The organism is Pectobacterium peruviense, assembly GCF_002847345.1.
Lineage (GTDB): Bacteria > Pseudomonadota > Gammaproteobacteria > Enterobacterales > Enterobacteriaceae > Pectobacterium > Pectobacterium peruviense.
Map to the genome: position 1 here is coordinate 91,992 of NZ_LXFV01000003.1, position 19,407 is coordinate 111,398.

Genomic DNA, 19,407 nt, shown 5'->3' on the forward strand with positions numbered 1-19,407 from the left:
CTATGTCATCCGAATCATCCACCAAGAAAAAAATAGTCGCAGTTATTATTCCTCTCCTGCTGGGCCTGATTATCTGGTTTTCTCCGGTTCCTGATGGCCTTACGCCACAGGCATGGCATATGTTCGCGATTTTTGCCGCCACTATCGCAGCAATATTGACGCAGCCTCTGCCGTCGGGCGCGATTATGCTGCTTGTCCTTTGCATCACCATTTTCACGGGAACATTAACAGAAGCTAAAGCGCTGGCCGGTTTTTCCAGCGGCACCGTCTGGCTCATCTTTTGTGCCTATATCCTCTCTCTGGGCTTTGTCACATCTGGGTTGGGAAAACGCATCGCCTACAAAATGCTGTCACTATTCGGCGGAAGCAGCCTGGGGATCGCTTATTCACTGGGCGTATCCGACCTAATCATGGCACCCGCTATGCCATCCGTCACCGCGCGTTCGGGCGGAATTATCTTTCCCATCGCACGTTCAATTAATGAAGTATTAGGCTCAACACCCGGCGTTAGCGGTAAAAAGATCGGGGATTTTCTGATCATGGTCTGCTTTCAGTTTACGCCGATCACTGGCGCAATTTTCCTCACTGGCATGGCGGCCAACCCGCTCGTTGGCAGTCTGGCAAAAACCTCATTAGGCGTGGATATTACCTGGGGCGGCTGGTTTATTGCGGCTGTCGTACCAGCAATGTGCTGCTTCTGTCTCATGCCGCTGCTGGTTTATAAAATTTTGAACCCGGAATTGAAAAAAACACCAGAAGCGAAGGAGATGGGACGCCGATCACTGGCGGAATTGGGGAATATGAAATCGGCAGAGAAAAAAGTGGCGTTTGGCTTTGTACTCGCGCTGCTCGGCTGGGGCACCAGCCTGATCACCGGTTTCTCTGCCACGTCCGTCGGGCTGGCGTTAGTTGCCTATCTGTTCGTCACTCAGGCCGTCCAGTGGAAAGACGTCCTCAGCGATCGCGCAGCCTGGGATACAGTCATCTGGTTCAGCGTCATTATCAGCCTCGCAGCAGGGTTGTCTGACCTTGGTTTTATTAAGTGGATGACCGTTAAGCTAGGGAATTCCATCCAGGGTTTCGGCGCGATGGAAACCTTCGTTATCCTCGGCATCCTCTATATCTACGTGCATTATCTATTTGCTACCGCCTCTGGGCACGTCGCTGCGCTTTATGCGCCCTTCGCCGCCACCGCCATAGCCGCAGGCGCGCCGCCTATGATGGTCGCCATCTGTTTTGGGATTTTTAGCAACCTGATGTGGGGAAATACCGAATACGGCGGAGGCCCTGGCCCTATCTACTTTGCTCAGGGATATTTTGAACGTCACCGTTTCTATAAAATCAATTTCTGCATCGTCACGTTTAACGTCGCCCTGATTTTTATCGTCGGCTTAGTGTGGTGGAAACTGATTGGTTATTATTAATTGCCTGTCCCGCACGTTCGCAAAATATAATGGGGAGGCATGTTGCCTCCCCATTATTTCGTCATGACCGTCGTTCAGCTTTTTCAGCCATTAAATTCCATCGTCTTTTGTCTGCACCCAAAACGCATGCACCAAACCGGGAAAATAACCCAACAGCGTCAGAATAATATTCAGAATGAACGCCCCACCAATCCCTTTTCCCAATAACACGCCCAACGGTGGCAGAAGAATAGTCAGTACAATGCGCCAAAATCCCATATCAACCTCCGTAACGTGATAATTACTTATGAAAATAGTTCAGCACTCGGGATTTGTCAGCCTTCATCGAAATAATTGAGACTAATCTTCGCAGATAAAATGAAAGTGCGAGTTTCACGCAGCGTATCACTCCCAGAACCGCACTGTAATCCGTCAAAAAATGGCCACAGTGCGGTTTATCCATACGTTACAACGTTAAATTAGAAGGTAACATTCACCTTCGCCCAGTAGGTTCTACCCAGCTCGTTTACGGATGTGTTGGCTGAATAACCGAAACTGCTATTACCTGCAAGGTTGAGATGTTCACTGTAAGTGGTGTTAAACAAGTTATCGACACCCGTACTCAGTTTGACGTATTGGTTAACACGATACGCCGCATTAGCCGAGAAAATCGCAAAGCCGGGGCTATTATCAAAGTCTTTTCCGACAACGTTACCTTCGCTAATCGCCACCCTATTTTGCTGACTCACCAGGCGCAGCAAACCCGTGCTACTCCAGTTACCTTTTTCCCACGATAATCCCAAGCGCGCTTCCAGCGGAGGAATTTGCGGCAGCGGCCGATGGTCATCTGTATTCTTCGCCCAGGAATACGCCAGGCTGGCGTCCGTTTTCCAGCTATCCGTTAATTTATAGCTGAATCCCGTTTCGCCTCCCACGATGGTCGCATTAACATTATCCGCCTCGCTGATCCTGGCATTCATCGGATCATAGCGGAACAGGATAAAGTCATTAACCCGTCCCACATAGGCAGAGACCCAACTGCTCAGACGTTCGCCGCTGTACTGCGCGCCAATATCAAGCTGGGTTGTTTTCTCGGTTTTAACATGATCGAACGCACTCTGCGTTCTGCCCGGCCCATAGGTTGGTGAGAAAAGCTCCCAATAATCAGGAAAGCGCTCGGTGTAGCCAACGCCTGCGTACAGCATTACTGGGCTATCGGCCAGCGTATGCTCCACGCGGATAAAACCTGCTGGTAACGTATCGTGCCGTTCGCTCACGCCAGTGCCCGTGTCATTCTCGACCTTGGTTTTATCAATACGCGTTCCCCCTATGACCTTACTCTGCCCTGAGGCCTGCCAGGTAAGTTCGCTGAAGACACCATAGGTGTTAAATTGCGCATCTTTCTTCCAGCCATCATTTCTCCAACGGCGATGCGTATTCGTCTGCATGTCCGCCCCGCTTTTCAGCTCATAATCGGACCATATCCACGTTGCCATCATCCGTCCGCCAACCGTTTTTCTATCCAGTTGACTGGCCATTGGCATGCTCATCATCCCCATACCACCCGGTGAGCGCAGCGTGTAATTATCCATAACGTGATCGGCATAGTTGTAATACACACTCGCCTCAAGCTTATCGAATACGTTCCCTATATTGGATTTCTCGGCACGCAGGCCCAAACTCTCACGCTTAAATTGCGAACCATCCATGCCACGCCCAGCGTAGCGCGCTTCTCCATCCCCTTTGCCTGCGGTCAGCTCCAACAGTGTGTCGCTGTCTGGCGTCCAGCCGAGCGCCACATCCGCATTCCATTTATCCCACTTTGATGCCACGCGTTTTCCATCACCCTCTTTGTAATCGCCCGACTGTGATTTATTACCAATGAGTCGAACATAGCCCTCTTCACTCCCGAAGCTGACATCAGCATTTTCATCATGACGATCGTTTGACGCCGCCAGCACACTGGCATTGCCCTGTATTCCCGGCTTATCAAAACGCGGCGGCGTCCGCTCAAATCGCACGGTTCCCGCTGAGTTTCCCGCCCCCCAAAGTACGGTCTGCGGCCCTTTAGTAAAGGTTAACAGGTCATAACTTTCGGGCGAGATGTACGAGCTCGGTGCATCCATACGTGACGGACAAGCGCCCAACATCTCACCATTATTGGAAAGAATACGCAGCCTCGATCCAAACATGCCCCGGAAAACGGGATCGCCATTCGTTCCACCGTTGCGTATTTGCGAGAACCCGGGAATGGTTTTCAGATAATCCGAGCCATCGCTGGCCGGGACAGGCTGTCGCGGGGTTTTCGGCGAGGTCACCAGCGTAAGAGGAGAAGTATCGGGGGCAGTCACCACCATCACGGCATCATCATTCAGCATAGCGTGAGAAGCGGAATGATCGTGATCGCTTTGGGCCATCACGGGTAAAGAGGATAGCGCCACCAGCACCAGAGAAGCGGCGGGCGTGTATACAAATTCAATTTTTTTCATTGTGTTGCCTTACGGTTTCTTATGCCATAACAACATGCGGCAGAACGCCTATGGAGGGATCGCCCGACCATAGGAAGTACGCCGACGGATGTCGTTAATTAAAAGGATTCAAAGCAAAGAAACCGTCGCGGGAGGCGCACGGGCACGCTGTGGGCAATAGGGTCGGAATAACGTTGGGCAAACAAAATTAGGGGAATACGTCGGCCGGTGTGCGGATAATAGCAACCAGAGCAATGGCAATATGACCGAAAGAATGAACGGTAAATGCACAAGAAGCTGGCAGTATCCGCAGGCAATGTCCTCCATCGGCGAAAGACCGACGCTGGACATCATCAGATTATGCGGCGTACTGCCGCGATGACATGTCTCATGATCATCTACGCCATGGTGATGCTGAGACGCAGCAGGCATGTGATGGGCGGATACCTGACAGGCCGATAGCTGCACCAGTGATTTTGAAATCAAGGGGGCAATAAACAGCATCATCATAGAAAAAATGGCTAGGCAGGCTGCTACTCGTTTAATGCTCACGCCAAATAATTCGCTAACGTACCCTATTGATAAGATGGTCGAAGTGTATCGCACTCGCCGCAGAATTGTCTCATTTGGCTCAGAATTACGCGAAGCCGCTCACGAGGCAACATCGTTATTTGTATACCAAACGAGCGCGATATTCATGCCCATCGCCACTGACTCACTGGCTGGAGCATGATTACGCGTGTACATGGGGCAATTTTGGTGTGGGACTCAACATCAAACGCTTTCCAGAAGCGTGAAGTCAGGTTAGCATTCATGGCAGCAGCAGTCTGGAGATTAAGATGTGTTTTGGCGAATACACACCTAAACATGCTGACTGCCGTTTTCTATTTTTTCACGCTAACCCGCGATGAACCATAAATAAGCATGATCGCCGACAAGGCGTCATGCAGTAAATTTTTTATACTTTGAACTTATTTTACACAAGGGAGGAACACGCATTGCAGCGACTGCAGGTTTCATCGTCACGAATTGATTCCATTGGGTATGACCCACAAACACACACCCTCGAGATAGCGTTTCATAACAAAGATATCTATCAATATGTTGGCGTGCCTGAATCCATCTACAAAAAGTTTATTTCTGACGCTGTCGTCTCTAAAGGCCGTTTCTTTGATGGCGTGATAAAAGATAAGTTTTTATGTCGAAAAAACAAATAGATAAAAATTCAGTAACAGCCGTTTGGCTATTTATCGCCGTCTCTTAACGGCGGTTAAAAGAGTGGTTTTCTACCACACCAATCTGCCATTTCATCTTCAACCCCGTTTTCCAACCTCTCAACTAAAGCTTTGAATATAGGCCTGTAGCCCATCAGTGCCTATTCTAACGCCATATATCAGGCCGTCAGTGATCGAGACACAGATGGCCTCTTAGCGTCATCAACGTTGTCGTTTGCTAAATCATTAAGCAAAAAATCCAGTAAGGTTCGTGTACTGGTCGGTAAATATTTACGTGAACTGTATAACGCATAGACGCCCAGCTCCGGTAATAAATAGTCCGCCAAAATGCGAACCAGTGCGCCGGTGCGAAGATAAGGAGCTGTCGTAAAAGCGGGTAAATGAACGATTCCCCCGCCCGCAAGCGCGGTATGCAAAAGCACCATACTATCATTCGCAGCAAAGTTACCCGTGACATCGACTTCATCCATCGCCAGATTCTCACCGTTAGCCGATGGACTCTGAAAACGCCAGACATTGCCAAAACGCGTGTGGTACAAGCAGTTGTGCTGCCTGAGATCGTCTGGCCGCTGGGGCATTCCATTACGTGCCAAATAATCGGGCGTGGCACAAACGACAGAAGCACATCGGGTCAGCTGGCGTGAAATCACACTCGGATCGAGCTTGTCACCCACATGAATAGCCAGATCAATCCGCTGTTCCACCAGATTCATTGATGCATCCTTCAACACCATTTCGACAGCAACTTTGGGATATTGGGAAGCATAGCGCCTCATCGCATCGGCCAGATAGGATTGACCAAATGAGATACTGCTTGCAACCCGAATCAGGCCGTTAGGCTCCTGGCTCTTACTCTCAAGGGCCGCACTAATATCATCATTCAGAGCTAAAATTTGTCGGCAATACGACAAAATCTCGCTCCCAGCACTGGTCAGCCCCAAACTGCGACTGGAACGATGCAATAACCGGACACCAAATGATTTCTCCAATGATGCGATATAGCGCGTAGCCATGGCCCGTGAGATATCCAGTTTGTTCGCTGCGGCAGTGAGACTCCCTAACTCAACCACATCAACAAATACCTGCATGGCAACAAAGCGATCCATAAGCCCTCATATTGTTCGAAATATGCAACGTTAGTTTGCATTACTTCGTATTTATTCATCCTATTTTTGCAACTATAGTCCGAGTTTTACTATCCAGACAAGAGATAAAGAATGAAAAACCAACGTCTTACGCCCTTGGCCGCTTTCTTACTTTTAATCAGCACGGCTGCTACGGCTCACACATTTCCCTCACAAGGCACAGAAACAAAAGGTACAAAAACAAACAGTCCCGCTACCACCTCACTGACAGGGTGCGGCCCATCCTCAACGATCAACCAACTTTTCAACCAATTTGGAAACAGCGGGAAAATGCCTGCCGAACTTGGGAGTTGGCTGAATGATGCAAAGGCTCAGACTGTCGAACCTTACCAGGCCTTTGATAATGTTTATTATGTCGGCATTTGTTGGGTCTCGGCCTGGCTCATCAAAACCAGCGAAGGCCCAGTGCTCATAGATACGCTGTATGGGGAATTTACAGATCAACTTATCGATAACATTAAAAAAATCGGCGTCGAGCCAGCAGATATCAAAATGGTACTGCTAACACACGGACATTTTGATCATGTAGGCGGCGTATCTAAACTCAAGTCGTTCACCAACGCACGTTTTGTCATGTCTGAGAAAGGATGGAAGGAAGCGCAAGCGGATGCAAACAAAACACAGGGGAAACCTAACGCATGGACAATGCCTGACCCAGCCACCACTGATATTTTGGTCAAAGACGGCAGTGCCTTGTCGGTGGGTGATACCACATTTTACGCCTACATTACCCCTGGCCACACTTGGGGAACCACATCTTATGTATTTGATGTCAAAGAAGGAAATAACACCTATCACGCGATGACTATTGGCGGGTTAGGGTTAAATGCTATCGACGGTCCGCAACAGGTTGAGGCCTACATCCGAAGTATCGACCGTATCAAAGAGATGGTGGAAGACGCTAAGCACCCGATTACAGTCCATCTCACCGCCCATCCTTTTAGTAACGGCCAAATTGAAATACAAAATCAGCTGAAAGTACGTCAACCCAACCAACCGCACCCCATGGTGGATGCAGAAGGGCTACTCAAACAGCTGGCTACACTCCGCGCGAGAGCAGTAGAACGACTGGCCGTCGAGCAGGCACGAATTCAAAAATAGACGTTCTTAAGATGGCGAAAGATCTTTTAGATTTAGGGTTATTCGCAGAGAAACAGACAATATCAGGACATTTGACCATCGGCAGTGACAGACAGATACAACTGTAAAATGCTGTTCGTTCTAGTGGCTGATGGTCAGAATAAAAGTCAAAATAGTGCATATCTAGCACTGACACAAAAACTATATTAGGAAGAATATTAGGAAAGGGACTTTCAGGCACAAAAAAACCACCTTGCGGTGGCGTATAATATTATATAACTAATTGTTTTTATTAGCCTAAATCAATGGTGCCCGGGGCGGGACTTGAACCCGCACAGCGCGAACGCCGAGGGATTTTAAATCCCTTGTGTCTACCGATTTCACCACCCGGGCATAAATATTGGAGGCGCGTTCCGGAGTCGAACCGGACTAGACGGATTTGCAATCCGCTACATAACCGCTTTGTTAACGCGCCAAAATATTCAGGTCTTACTAACCAACATCCGCAAATGCCGATGCTTTAAATTGGAGCGGGAAACGAGACTCGAACTCGCGACCCCGACCTTGGCAAGGTCGTGCTCTACCAACTGAGCTATTCCCGCAACACAGAACTTACTGATTTATCTAACTTCTTACAAACCAGCGTTGCTGTTGATGCGGTGCATTCTACTGACCTGACGCGATGAGTCAACAGAATTATCAAGCAACTGCATTCGTTTGCTGGTTTTTACGGCGCTTCGATCAAGGTTCAAGCAAATCGTGGCGCGCGGCATTCAAATATTGAAACATGGACCAGAAAGTCAGCACAGCCGCGATGTACAACGCCACAACGCCAATACCTTCAACAATGCGTTCTGGCCGCCATAACAAAGCAAAAAGCGCCATCATCTGGGCCGTGGTTTTAACCTTCCCTATCCACGACACGGCAACGCTGCTTCTCTTGCCAATTTCAGCCATCCACTCGCGCAATGCTGAAATAATGATTTCCCGTGCGATCATCGTTGCTGCGGGCAACGTAATCCACCAGGAATGATAATATTCCGCAACTAACACCAGAGCGACAGCCACCATCACTTTATCCGCAACAGGATCGAGGAAGGCACCAAAACGCGTGGTTTGCTTCCAGCGGCGGGCAAGGAAACCATCAAACCAATCCGTTACGGCAGCAAACACGAAGATCAGCGCGCAAAGCAGCGGTGCCCAGACGAATGGAAGATAAAACGCCAGCACGAAAAACGGAATAAGAGCAACACGAAACAGGGTAAGCAACGTCGGTATATTAAATTGCATAGCGCTTAGGTAACTATCTGGCTGGAGTGGATACTAGGAGTATGTTGCTACATTGTCCCTAGTGTTTCAATGCATGGAAGATTTTTTCTGCCAATGCATGCGAAATTCCTGGAACATTTGCAATCTCCTCAATGCTGGCATTCATCAAAGGCTGTAACCCTCCCATGTATTTTAACAGGGTTTGGCGACGCTTAGGACCGACACCTTCAATAAGCTCCAGCGTACTGGTATTTTTTACTTTTGCTCTCTTCTTGCGATGCCCGCCAATCGCGTGGTCATGCGAATCATCGCGAATATGCTGGATAACGTGCAACGCCGGAGAATCAGCTGGCAAGGCCATGCCCTCACCGGTCGCCTCAAAAAACAGCGTTTCCAGCCCGGCTTTACGATCGCTGCCTTTCGCAACACCAAGCAGCAGAGGCTTATTTTTATCCCACGATACTTGCAAGGAGTCAAACACGGCTTGAGCCTGACCGAGCTGCCCTTTCCCACCATCGATCACAATGACATCCGGTATTTTACTGTCATCTAACGCTTTACCATATCGACGCTGGAGGACTTGCGCCATAGCAGCATAATCATCACCAGGCGTAATGCCACTGATATTATAGCGACGATATTCCGAACGTAACGGGCCGTTAGCATCAAATACCACGCAGGATGCCACAGTCTGTTCCCCCATAGTATGACTGATGTCAAAACACTCCATTCGGTGGATTTCTGGCAACTGCAATACGTTGGCTAATGCAGCCAAACGCTGATGAATGGTGGATTGCTGAGACAATTTCGTAACGAGTGCTGTGGCAGCATTCGTTCGCGCCAATTTGAGATAACGAGCACGATCGCCACGGGGTTTCGTCTGAATCTGTACTTTTCTCCCCGCCACCGCCGTTAGGGATTCCGTCAGCAAGTCTTTATCAGGTAAGGTAAAATCAAGCAGAATTTCTGTAGGAAGCGTTCGGCCCAAGCTTCCTTGTAAATAGAATTGACCGACAAAAGTTTGCACGACCTCGCCCAATTCCGTACCACCAGGCACTTTGGGGAAATAGCTCCGGCTGCCAAGCACTTTTCCCTGTCGGATAAAAAGGACATACACACAGGCCATACCAGCATCAAAAGCAACGCTAATGACGTCCAAATCGTCTCCGTCACCGGAAACAAATTGTTTTTCCGTCACCCGCCGAACCGCTTGGATCTGATCGCGTATTCGTCCGGCATCTTCAAAACGCAGGTCACGACTGGCCGACTCCATCCGCGAGATAAGTTGATTCAATACTTGCTGATCTTTGCCAGACAAGAACAGGCGAACATACTCAACCTGCTGCTGATAATCCTCTTCGCTAACCAAACCGCTCACGCAAGGCCCAAGGCAGCGACCAATTTGATATTGCAAACAAGGGCGAGAGCGGTTGCGATATACGCTATTTTCACACTGGCGTATCGGAAACAGTTTTTGCAGCAATATTAGCGTTTCGCGCACGGCATTTCCGTTAGGAAATGGGCCAAAGTATTCACCCTTCGCATGCTTAGCGCCACGGTGAACCGTCAAGCGTGGATGAGCATCACCACTCAGGAAGATCATGGGATAGGATTTATCGTCGCGTAACAAGACGTTATAACGCGGCTGATACAGCTTAATATAATTGTGTTCTAGCAGTAAGGCTTCAGTTTCTGTATGCGTGATCGTGACATCAATATGCTTGATGCTTTTGACTAGCGCCTCGGTTTTACGGCTGGCAACATGACTGCGGAAATAGCTGGCAAGTCGTTTTTTTAAGTCTTTTGCCTTACCAACATAGATGACCGTATTGCCGGCATCGTACATACGGTAGACCCCAGGCTGGCTCGTTACCGTTTTTAAAAATGCCGAAGCATCGAAACTCTCACTCACTACTTAACAATGTCTCCGCGGTAAAAAGTCCATGCTTGATAGCCAGATGCGTCAGTTCTACATCACCGTTGATATTCAGCTTGCTGAACATGCGGTAACGATAGCTGTTCACTGTTTTAGGACTAAGATTGAGCTGATCTGAGATTTCAGTCACTTTCTGCCCTTTCGTTATCATTAGCATAATCTGTAATTCGCGTTCAGACAAACACTCAAGCGGCGCATCCGTCTGCGGTTCCAACTGGCTTAATGCCATCTGCTGAGCAATATCAGAAGCAATATACCGTTTACCTGCATGTACTGCTCGAATGGCGGAGATCACTTCCTGAGGGGCAGCGGCTTTACTGACATATCCTGCAGCACCCGCCTGCATCACTTTAGCGGGTAATGGATTTTCCGTATAAATCGTAAGCATGATGACTTTTATATCTGGAGTAAACCGCAAGATTTTACGCGTTGCTTCAAGGCCACCGATGCCCGGCATACTCATGTCCATCAGAACAACATCAACATCATTGCTTCGGCACCATTTGACAGCATCTTCTCCACAACATGCCTCACCAACCACTTTTAGACCTTTGATATCGTCAAGAATGCGTCGTATCCCTGCCCGCACCAGTTCATGGTCATCAACAAGAAAAACGCTAATCAAAGAATAATTCTCCAAAAAAGGGAGTAACACTTACATGAAAAATTGCTTGCAGGTGATACTACGTTGGTTTCAAAAAATAATGAACACAGATTTATATGAATATGTATTTTAAAATATACCGAGAAGGAATAAAGCGCATTTCCCGATCATAACAATATATCGTTAACCTGAGGGTGTATGTTGATCACACTCTTAACATTTCAAATACGCCGCGCGGTATAAACAGTTCTACGGCATAAAATGTATGAAAAACAACGCCAATCAAATGGCATGCAATTGGACACTCATCTTAAATGTCAATAAAAAGTCACTATTGTAAGCGAAGTGTTGTTAGGAATTTCATCATCGCCTGCAATTGTATTATACAAATAATATATTCAGGGAAAAACGTCCATAGCGAACATCATATGTATTAAACAAAACACATCTATAGCCTTTGCCACAAAAAGACGCCCAAAATATAGACGCTATATTAATAAATTAAATGCATAAAAAACAGTCACTAAAATGGCGTTATCCACGAATAATATCAATCCATAATATGCTTTATGGTATACTCCCGCCTATCTGGTTTTGCCTGTCGTGCCAGCGGTGACGCCCGCAGCAGGCGAAAGAAAACATCTTTTTCTTGTTGAGGAGAAAACATGAGCAACGCAGATTTTTCTACTGCCGCATCCGCTGAAACACTGGCCCATGAGGTCACCTGCCTGAAGGCTATGGTTACGCTGTTATTAAAAGCAATCGGCCAGGCAGACGCCGGTAAAGTTATCATCAATATGGAAAGATACATTGCTCAATTGGAAGATACAGAGCAAGCGGCCGTTTTTGATAACACGATTAAACAAATCAAAACTAGCTACCGCAAATAGCACTAATTGCTACACCGCCATCTCGGTAATTTGATCTGGCGGTGTAGTGATATTTAACATTATCGTTATGATTTAAAAAATAGAGACTCTCGTCTATTTATTTCCAATACTCATGAGTTTCAAAAGTAGCGCCTCTTCTTTCTTTTTATATTGCGTTAATTCCGTCACCAATGCTTTATCCAGGAACTGCTTCCTGGAAAGTGCTTTTCTTTCATCAACCAGCTCCCTCAACTCAGTAAAGCACTCATTTATTTTGTACTCTTTTGAACTTTCGGTACAAATTATCTCATGGATTGCCTGGCTTAGTTCAGACAATGAGATAACCGATTTTGGATCCTGGTGACTTTTTTCTATGACAGCCAGTAATTTTTCGAATCCCACATAAACCTCCGAAATCAAGCAGAAACTTGCTTATGGCTAACCAGGAAACTTCCGCTACCTCTAAACGCCGCCCCTAGTGGATGTGGACACAACCCTGTGCATGCAACTCGCAACATCATCATACGATCTGTCGACTATTCCGTTTGTTAAGCATAGCACTTTCTCACCACTCTTCGGGATGCATGGGACACATTCTCGTTACGCAATGCAGCATCTTTAAGCGATATTAAAAACCACGTTATATTTTCACTCAACGTTAGATGCCATATGAATAAAAGACACGTCAGAGATTATCGTAGTTATTCAACGAGGAAATCGAGATAAATATGAAATGAAATAAATAGAAAAGGAATGTGGAATTAATAAAAAAATACAATGATATTAACGAATGGATATATTTTAATAAAAAACACACTAAAGAAAACATAATTACAACAAGTCTAAAATAAAACTATAACTCTTTGAAATTGTTGGTGGGTCGTGCAGGGTTCGAACCTGCGACCAATTGATTAAGAGTCAACTGCTCTACCAACTGAGCTAACGACCCAACGGGGGGATTATTCTCCTCCAGAGCGCACCTGTCAAATACTTCATATTAATTTTTTACACGCGATAACAGCATTGTTAGCAGTTGGCAATTTTGTTAACCTGCTCGGCCTATATATCTATGCCTTTCATCGTTTTATCTCTCCTTCATTTTAGGGCGAAAAACATACAGCATCACCTTACATCATTATCTGCCCTTTTTAATGCCTGGCTATCTCAGACATCCGCTGTAATAAGTACTGCGGTTGCGCTATCTTATTCGTTTAGATTTTTCGCAAACGAGAGCCGCCAAAGAGCTCATAAAAAAACATCACAGACAGAAACAGGAAAGTGTACTGACATGGTCGAACAATCAAAAGAAACCGCAGACCTTGCCCCTGAACAGGGAGAGGGACTGCAACGGAATCTGACTAATCGTCATATTCAGCTCATCGCCATTGGCGGAGCAATCGGTACTGGGCTCTTCATGGGCTCGGGCAAAACAATCAGCATGGCTGGCCCTTCGATCATCTTCGTTTATATGATCATTGGTTTTATGCTGTTTTTTGTCATGCGCGCAATGGGAGAATTATTACTCTCCAATCTCAACTATAAGTCATTCAGCGATTTCGCTGCTGATCTACTCGGGCCATGGGCGGGATTCTTTACCGGCTGGACTTATTGGTTCTGCTGGGTCGTAACCGGAATTGCCGATGTTGTAGCGATTAGTGCCTACTCTCAGTTCTGGTTTCCCGATTTATCGCAGTGGGTCTCTTCCCTGCTTTGCGTTCTGCTATTACTAACGCTAAATCTGGCAACCGTAAAACTGTTTGGTGAGATGGAATTCTGGTTCGCAATGATAAAAATTGTCGCTATCGTTGCGTTAATTGTGGTTGGTGTCGCACTGGTCATGATGCAGTTCTCCTCCCCATCAGGAAACGTCGCCTCTTTTAACAACCTTTGGAATGATGGCGGCATGTTCCCTAAAGGGATAAGTGGTTTCTTTGCTGGGTTCCAGATAGCCGTATTCGCATTTGTCGGTATCGAACTGGTTGGTACAACCGCTGCTGAAACTAAAAATCCGAAAGTCGTGCTGCCACGTGCAATTAACGCCATCCCGATTCGCATTATCATGTTTTATGTTTTTGCGTTAATCATGATTATGTCCGTGACTCCGTGGGGGGCAATTACTGCGGATCGTAGTCCTTTCGTAGAAATGTTCGTCCTTGTTGGCTTACCTGCCGCCGCCAGTATGATCAACTTCGTCGTATTGACGTCTGCGGCATCCTCAGCCAATAGCGGCGTGTTCTCAACCAGTCGCATGCTCTTTGGCCTCGCTAAACAAGGTGATGCACCGAAGAGCTTCGGCATGCTCTCTAAACGCGCGGTTCCTTCGACCGGGCTGATGTTTTCTTGTATATGTTTACTCTCGGGCGTAGTGCTGATCTACCTGATTCCGAACGTGATGACCGTCTTTACACTGGTGACCACCGTCTCCGCGATTTTATTCATGTTCATTTGGAGCATCATCCTGTGCTCTTACCTGATATACCGTAAAAAACGCCCTCAGCTACATGCAGCGTCATCATATAAAATGCCATTGGGTATTGTTATGTGCTGGGTATGCCTAGCCTTTTTCGCTTTTGTTATTGTACTGTTAACATTACAGCCAGATACACGCCAAGCGCTTATTGTTACGCCGCTGTGGTTTATTGTTCTGGCTATTGCTTATCAGTTTATTCGTCGAAAAAAGCAGGCTGTTGACGTGAAGTAAAGCGTATAAATGCAAGAAAGGCGCGGACAACGTCGGCGCCTTCAATTTTTTTCAGCAAAGTCACGCATAGCACAAGTATTCTCTATTATTGGATATAAACAATTCTCAATTGATGTGGGGAAATTAATATGCGATCAATTAATGTCGTCACCATTGATATATAAGAAAGTTATTCCCGTAATGAAACGGTTGTGATTCGATTGATGTTTTTTGCCAATAGTTCGAAAGCTAAGTGATTATGATCATCCTTCCTCTGCGAAGCATCAGCAACCACACCTTCAATTTTTTTATTTAACTCATTGATTTTACTATCATCAAATGTTGAAACAATAACGGAAATCAGCATCTCTAACGATTCAATCTTCGCGTTAAGCGCTTTTTCTCCAACTTCTTTTTCTGCCAGCTTTATTAAAAGATGAGAGAGGATATTATTCATTTGAACTCCTTAATCAAAAAAATAACCGTCATACACCCATAAGGCAACACCTGTTCTTTGGTGCACAGGATTAGAGAAAACATAACGAAGATTAATGTAACACTGTGAATGGCCTGACCGCTAGTGTCTATTACCATTTTAAGGAAATCATATTCACATTGCGGCAATAAAATGGAACTGCAGATAAATAAACCAAATAAGTAAAAAAACTAAAAAACCATTTTATTTTTAAGAGCAACGTCATTGTTTGGAAGAAATTCGATATCACAATGGGTATTGTGATAAGAATCACAAAAAAGACATGCAATTCCACAGAATACCTAGCAAGAAAACTGGATTGATAGCCAGCCATCGGGAAATGGCTGGCTCTATGACTAACGCTTACGCACTCATTGATTGCCGTGCGCCACTCACCGCATCCTTTGCCTGTTCGCACTGTGACAATATCGTCTGTGCATGAGAATAAAGAATTTTCCCTGCCTCGGTAGGCGTAACACCACGTCGACTCCGTACCAGCAGCTGTTTTTCGAGTTCACTCTCCAGCGTCGCGACCTGCTGGCTCAGCGCCGGTTGTGCAATATGCAGCAACTCAGCAGCCTGTGTCAGGCTACCGATATCAACGATTTTCACAAAATACTTGAGCCGTCTAAGATTCATGTCTGCCTCCTGAGTAGTTACCCTAAAGAGGTAGCAAAAAGCGCGCCATATTATGCCCCTATACCTAAGAAAAAGTGATACCTCATTGATAAGCCACAGGTAAAATAAGGAAAAGCAATGATTCTGCTAACCAACGTCCCGATGTTATATGGGGAACCAGCCCTCGCGCCAATACCAATCTGCACCATCTTAAAGCAATTCCTGCTATTTTAGGGTGCAGAGCTGCCTGTCAATCAGCACATCTCATTGCTTTTCAGCGCTCAACTTGAGCAATAATTTCAATATGTTGGTTATTAGTTCGGCAATCAAACGCACTGAACCATAACAGTCTTTGACAACCCGAAACGCTCCCGCTATTATCCACCGCACTTAACCGATTCCTCTGTAGTTCAGTCGGTAGAACGGCGGACTGTTAATCCGTATGTCACTGGTTCGAGTCCAGTCAGAGGAGCCAAATTTAGAAAATCCCGCTTAAGGGAACTTAAGCGGGATTTTTGCTATTCTGTTTTTGTTTCATCAAGTTCGTTCATTTAACACCTATCTAAAAAACCATCTTCATTACCTAATTATCCTTTGATGCCACGATACAGAGGTTACTACGCTGTTGTCGTGAACCGGTGCATGCAGGTCAGCATATGGGCCCTTCATCCTCGGTGACGACTTATGTTGGGGAGTGATTTACGCTTAATACTCCAATCATGAAAAACCTGTTGCGAACCGTTTTATTAAATCCTAACTTGAACATTATTCTTCACTCTGTGGGTATTTATTGCTTTATTGACGAAGGAAAATGGAACGCTTATTTGTCTACGGTACACTGCGTCTGGGTCACGTTAATGCATATATTCTGGAAAGGATTGGCGGAGAATGGTTGCCCGGTTACGTGACAGGCACATTTCATGAGAGTGGCTGGGGCGCTGCTGCGGGTTTCCCTGGGATCGTACTGGATGATAACGGGCCACATGTCAGCGGTTACCTGTTTTTATCCGATAACCTTGAAGTACATTGGCCAATGCTGGATAAATTTGAAGAGGGCTACGATCGCGTTGAGGTTCTTGTTACCACGGCAGAAGGCCAACAGATGACGGCATGGATTTATCAGTTACAGCCACAAACGAGCCAGTCGGCGATATAGATAGAATATGGTTGCTGGCAAACATAATCCCAGCAAGGAACCCAAATTTAGAAATCCCGCTTGAGGAAACTTAAGCGGGATTTTTTCGCAGATTCTGGCTGTAGGGTAAAAGCGGAACTCAGGCAGAACAGCGCTAACGTGAATCCGTTCCAAATGGCTTTAAAAGAAGTTACTCATTGCCCCATTGATTCAGGAACGTAGCGATCTCATCGATACGTCGCTCGTCGATACCCGCTTCGCTAGCTATCTCTTTCTGAGCATCCTCACTGATTTCCTCGTTATTCATCAAACGGGTGATCAGCAGTTGGAAATAGCGTGCCACGGATTCACGTTCTGACTCGCTCACCGGCTCTGCTGATTCCGTCGAATACTCATCCGCGATGTCATAATATTTAAGTGATACTTCATTATTCATAAGTCGTTCCCAGAGTTGCTGGTGGCGTTTGTGAAAGAGCCGTGTATCACGGCGCACTGAGGTCAGTTAGCGATGCCGAAACCCTGCTTATGTGCAGCATAGGATTTCGACATAGAGTCAGTCCGAATTATTTTAGACCTTGAGCAGTTTCACCGTGGCATCCACGTCTATCTCATCTTCCGAGAAGATTAACGTCGTTCCCTGAAAGGTGGTGATTGCCAATTTTTTCAGCGAGCGCATTTCATCAGGCTTAGCGGCTGATTTCGGCCTGATACTGCTCATCAGTACCCCCACAGACAGTACCGTATTTTCTTTGTCAATACGGGTATCGGCAGGCACTTCTTCACTGTAAACCAGATAAGACTTGATCGACGTGAGCTTAAGGCGCTCGCCCGCGATATAGATGTATTTGCTTTCCGGTACAACTTTCACAGCATACGCTGACAACCCCTTGTTATTCGTGGTGGGTTCGAAAGTGACCGCCGCATCTTTCTTAATCAGATCAGGGTTGGCGACCTTAATCACATGAAAATAACGGTTATCACCGTTTTCATCTTTGATAAAGCCAAAACCTTTATCTTTAAACCAGGTTGTGATCGTTCCGTTCATCGCCATTACCGCCTACTTAATCGTTTATCTACTCAGTTTTTGCAGCGCGCAGTGTAAAGCACAATGCCTGCGCAGACTACGTCTTTGGTTTAAGTCTGGACGATAAATTTCTGGTACGCGAGGGTCGGCCAGATGAACGCATAAGTGACACGAAGTGAAACACGGCGGTCAGTCGTGAACGGGCTGCAGGAGCGGGATTGCGAAGGAACCGTATATCGCTCAAACCTGCGGCGATTCTGTCTTACCCCCCTCCCTTGCAGTTAACAGCGTCAACCCGGCCCCTCACTCCCTGCCGCCAGCAGCGGCACTAACACGTCACTGATGGGCGTAGAAATATTATGTAAGTGACCATAACGCTGTACCACGCCGTTGCGAATATCCCACTCCAGTGGGCGGTTTGCCTGGCGGTCGGCGAGAATGGAGGTGCCTAAATCCGCAGGGGCATGATGAAAACCGTCAACGATTTCCTGCGGAACGTCATCGTTCAGTACTGCGCCTTCCGCACGCGCCACCGTCAGACACTCACGCAGATAAGCTAGTGACAATTCAGTTATATCCCCACGTGAAAACATCCCAGCGCGGCGATTAGCAAGGACCATCAGACCAGCGACCGCATTCTGCAGCAGTTTACGCCATGCAATGGAGGTAAAATCGGTTGACAGTTCAACCGCACAGCGTGTGCCATTGAGCACATCGGCTACCCGTTTTGCCTGCGGCACATCCGGCAGAGTGAGGCGCGGTTTAGCACGCAACCAGACTGAGGCATCCGGCTCGCGCTGTGCCGGGAACCAAACTACCGAAGGCAGCACCTTTGCGCCGTTGACAAAAGGTTCCAACTGGGTTTTCTGCTCGACACCATTTTGCAGAGCACATACTACGGTATTTTCATCGCACAGCACGGCCAACCAGTTTGCACTATCAGCTACCTGAGTGGTTTTCACCGCGACAAATACCAGATCGAACGGACGGCTAATAGTCGCCGGATTGTTCAATACCGGACCCGGCACCACAATTTCACCATCATCGTGACGCAAAATTAACTGCGGGTGCGCGGTGCGTCCGCAAAGGACTGGCGTTCGATCAACTTCATGCAATGCTGCGGAGATGGTGGTACCGATAGCACCCGGCCCAATAAGAGCAATTTTAGGATGATCAGACATCTTGCGTTCTCCTGATTTGATTTACCCATCATCAGAGTGCTAGCGGCAATCATCGTACACGCCTGCATTCTTCTCAACGTTAACGTTTCGCCGAATGGCAGATAACCAGAACAGCAAAAAAGCACTCGTGTAGATACGATAAAACGGGTAAACGAAAGGACATAATCCAGTCAGGCTGGCAGGAAAAGTGTTGGCAACGGTCTAGAATAACACTGCATTTTTCAAGAACTGACTGAACATAACATCGTAATGAAAAGCCCTTCAGGGCTTTTCATGCGTAAGCAT

General features: G+C 46.8%; 18 protein-coding genes, 5 tRNA genes and 1 pseudogene. 7 read left to right on the forward strand and 17 right to left on the reverse strand.

Annotated features, from left to right (window positions below):
- The first annotated feature begins 2 nt into the window (after positions 1 to 2).
- On the forward strand, positions 3 to 1,424 hold the full coding sequence (locus tag A0G03_RS03755; protein WP_048260987.1) for a DASS family sodium-coupled anion symporter: 1,422 nt from the start codon (positions 3 to 5) through the stop codon (positions 1,422 to 1,424).
- Positions 1,425 to 1,514: 90 nt separating this feature from the next.
- On the opposite strand, the gene A0G03_RS03760 is transcribed toward A0G03_RS03755, so the two are convergent.
- From A0G03_RS03760 to A0G03_RS03770, 3 genes are all read right to left on the reverse strand, one after another.
- On the reverse strand, positions 1,515 to 1,682 hold the full coding sequence (locus A0G03_RS03760) for a YqaE/Pmp3 family membrane protein (RefSeq protein ID WP_010280855.1): 168 nt from the start codon (positions 1,680 to 1,682) through the stop codon (positions 1,515 to 1,517).
- 200 nt (positions 1,683 to 1,882) lie between these two features.
- Positions 1,883 to 3,892, reverse strand: a complete 2,010-nt coding sequence (locus A0G03_RS03765; RefSeq protein WP_048260988.1) for a TonB-dependent copper receptor — start codon at positions 3,890 to 3,892, stop codon at positions 1,883 to 1,885.
- A 108-nt stretch (positions 3,893 to 4,000) separates the two neighbouring features.
- Complete coding sequence (locus A0G03_RS03770) at positions 4,001 to 4,423, reverse strand: DUF2946 domain-containing protein (protein ID WP_223254569.1); 423 nt, start codon at positions 4,421 to 4,423, stop codon at positions 4,001 to 4,003.
- 446 nt (positions 4,424 to 4,869) lie between these two features.
- Between A0G03_RS03770 and A0G03_RS03775 the strand changes: the two genes are divergently transcribed.
- The gene (locus A0G03_RS03775; RefSeq protein ID WP_048260990.1) at positions 4,870 to 5,088 is read left to right on the forward strand and encodes a KTSC domain-containing protein; all 219 of its coding nucleotides are present in this window, start codon (positions 4,870 to 4,872) and stop codon (positions 5,086 to 5,088) included.
- 176 nt (positions 5,089 to 5,264) lie between these two features.
- Here A0G03_RS03775 and A0G03_RS03780 read toward each other — a convergent pair whose 3' ends face one another.
- Positions 5,265 to 6,212, reverse strand: a complete 948-nt coding sequence (locus A0G03_RS03780; protein WP_048260992.1) for a LysR family transcriptional regulator — start codon at positions 6,210 to 6,212, stop codon at positions 5,265 to 5,267.
- 111 nt (positions 6,213 to 6,323) lie between these two features.
- Here A0G03_RS03780 and blaCAR point away from each other — a divergent pair, with 111 nt between their 5' ends.
- Positions 6,324 to 7,352, forward strand: a complete 1,029-nt coding sequence (gene blaCAR, locus A0G03_RS03785; RefSeq protein ID WP_048260993.1) for a CAR family subclass B3 metallo-beta-lactamase — start codon at positions 6,324 to 6,326, stop codon at positions 7,350 to 7,352.
- Between the two features lie 285 nt (positions 7,353 to 7,637).
- On the opposite strand, the gene A0G03_RS03790 is transcribed toward blaCAR, so the two are convergent.
- The 6 genes from A0G03_RS03790 to uvrY all read right to left on the reverse strand — a co-directional run bounded on the left by A0G03_RS03790 (position 7,638) and on the right by uvrY (position 11,161).
- Positions 7,638 to 7,724 (reverse strand) — tRNA-Leu (locus A0G03_RS03790).
- 8 nt (positions 7,725 to 7,732) lie between these two features.
- Positions 7,733 to 7,806 (reverse strand) — tRNA-Cys (locus A0G03_RS03795).
- 51 nt (positions 7,807 to 7,857) lie between these two features.
- Positions 7,858 to 7,933: transfer RNA gene (locus A0G03_RS03800), tRNA-Gly, on the reverse strand.
- A gap of 139 nt (positions 7,934 to 8,072) precedes the next feature.
- On the reverse strand, positions 8,073 to 8,621 hold the full coding sequence (gene pgsA / locus A0G03_RS03805) for a CDP-diacylglycerol--glycerol-3-phosphate 3-phosphatidyltransferase (protein ID WP_014699215.1): 549 nt from the start codon (positions 8,619 to 8,621) through the stop codon (positions 8,073 to 8,075).
- 58 nt (positions 8,622 to 8,679) lie between these two features.
- The gene (uvrC, locus tag A0G03_RS03810; RefSeq protein WP_048260995.1) at positions 8,680 to 10,512 is read right to left on the reverse strand and encodes an excinuclease ABC subunit UvrC; all 1,833 of its coding nucleotides are present in this window, start codon (positions 10,510 to 10,512) and stop codon (positions 8,680 to 8,682) included.
- The gene (gene uvrY / locus A0G03_RS03815; protein WP_010279369.1) at positions 10,505 to 11,161 is read right to left on the reverse strand and encodes a UvrY/SirA/GacA family response regulator transcription factor; all 657 of its coding nucleotides are present in this window, start codon (positions 11,159 to 11,161) and stop codon (positions 10,505 to 10,507) included. The genes uvrC and uvrY overlap by 8 nt, the downstream gene beginning before the upstream one ends.
- Positions 11,162 to 11,805: 644 nt before the next feature.
- Between uvrY and A0G03_RS03820 the strand changes: the two genes are divergently transcribed.
- Entirely contained in the window at positions 11,806 to 12,030 is a 225-nt protein-coding gene (locus tag A0G03_RS03820) for a DUF2594 family protein (protein WP_048260996.1), read from the forward strand.
- A 93-nt stretch (positions 12,031 to 12,123) separates the two neighbouring features.
- On the opposite strand, the gene A0G03_RS03825 is transcribed toward A0G03_RS03820, so the two are convergent.
- Both A0G03_RS03825 and A0G03_RS03830 read right to left on the reverse strand, forming a co-directional pair.
- Complete coding sequence (locus A0G03_RS03825) at positions 12,124 to 12,411, reverse strand: basic helix-loop-helix domain-containing protein (protein WP_048260998.1); 288 nt, start codon at positions 12,409 to 12,411, stop codon at positions 12,124 to 12,126.
- A gap of 471 nt (positions 12,412 to 12,882) precedes the next feature.
- Positions 12,883 to 12,958 (reverse strand) — tRNA-Lys (locus A0G03_RS03830).
- Between the two features lie 339 nt (positions 12,959 to 13,297).
- Between A0G03_RS03830 and cycA the strand changes: the two genes are divergently transcribed.
- Positions 13,298 to 14,710: a D-serine/D-alanine/glycine transporter gene (cycA, locus tag A0G03_RS03835; RefSeq protein ID WP_048261000.1), complete on the forward strand. Its 1,413-nt coding sequence runs from the start codon at positions 13,298 to 13,300 to the stop codon at positions 14,708 to 14,710.
- 169 nt (positions 14,711 to 14,879) lie between these two features.
- On the opposite strand, the gene iraP is transcribed toward cycA, so the two are convergent.
- On the reverse strand, positions 14,880 to 15,146 hold the full coding sequence (gene iraP, locus A0G03_RS03840) for an anti-adapter protein IraP (protein WP_048261001.1): 267 nt from the start codon (positions 15,144 to 15,146) through the stop codon (positions 14,880 to 14,882).
- Between the two features lie 387 nt (positions 15,147 to 15,533).
- Positions 15,534 to 15,803, reverse strand: a pseudogene (locus A0G03_RS03845) (LysR family transcriptional regulator); the annotation flags it as partial.
- Positions 15,804 to 16,181: 378 nt separating this feature from the next.
- Here A0G03_RS03845 and A0G03_RS03850 point away from each other — a divergent pair.
- Both A0G03_RS03850 and A0G03_RS03855 read left to right on the forward strand, forming a co-directional pair.
- Positions 16,182 to 16,257: transfer RNA gene (locus A0G03_RS03850), tRNA-Asn, on the forward strand.
- A gap of 336 nt (positions 16,258 to 16,593) precedes the next feature.
- Positions 16,594 to 16,938 carry a gamma-glutamylcyclotransferase family protein gene (locus tag A0G03_RS03855; protein ID WP_048261002.1) on the forward strand — a complete coding sequence of 115 codons (345 nt, stop codon included), beginning with the start codon at positions 16,594 to 16,596 and terminating at the stop codon, positions 16,936 to 16,938.
- A 169-nt stretch (positions 16,939 to 17,107) separates the two neighbouring features.
- Here the strand turns inward: A0G03_RS03855 and A0G03_RS03860 are convergent, their stop codons facing one another.
- The 3 genes from A0G03_RS03860 to A0G03_RS03870 form a co-directional block, all read right to left on the reverse strand.
- Positions 17,108 to 17,353, reverse strand: a complete 246-nt coding sequence (locus tag A0G03_RS03860; RefSeq protein WP_048261008.1) for a DUF2543 family protein — start codon at positions 17,351 to 17,353, stop codon at positions 17,108 to 17,110.
- A gap of 132 nt (positions 17,354 to 17,485) precedes the next feature.
- Positions 17,486 to 17,968 (reverse strand): cold-shock protein, encoded by a 483-nt coding sequence (locus tag A0G03_RS03865; RefSeq protein ID WP_048261010.1) that lies wholly within the window; start codon positions 17,966 to 17,968, stop codon positions 17,486 to 17,488.
- Positions 17,969 to 18,231: 263 nt separating this feature from the next.
- Positions 18,232 to 19,122 carry an oxidoreductase gene (locus A0G03_RS03870; RefSeq protein WP_048261012.1) on the reverse strand — a complete coding sequence of 297 codons (891 nt, stop codon included), beginning with the start codon at positions 19,120 to 19,122 and terminating at the stop codon, positions 18,232 to 18,234.
- Positions 19,123 to 19,407: the final 285 nt, after the last annotated feature.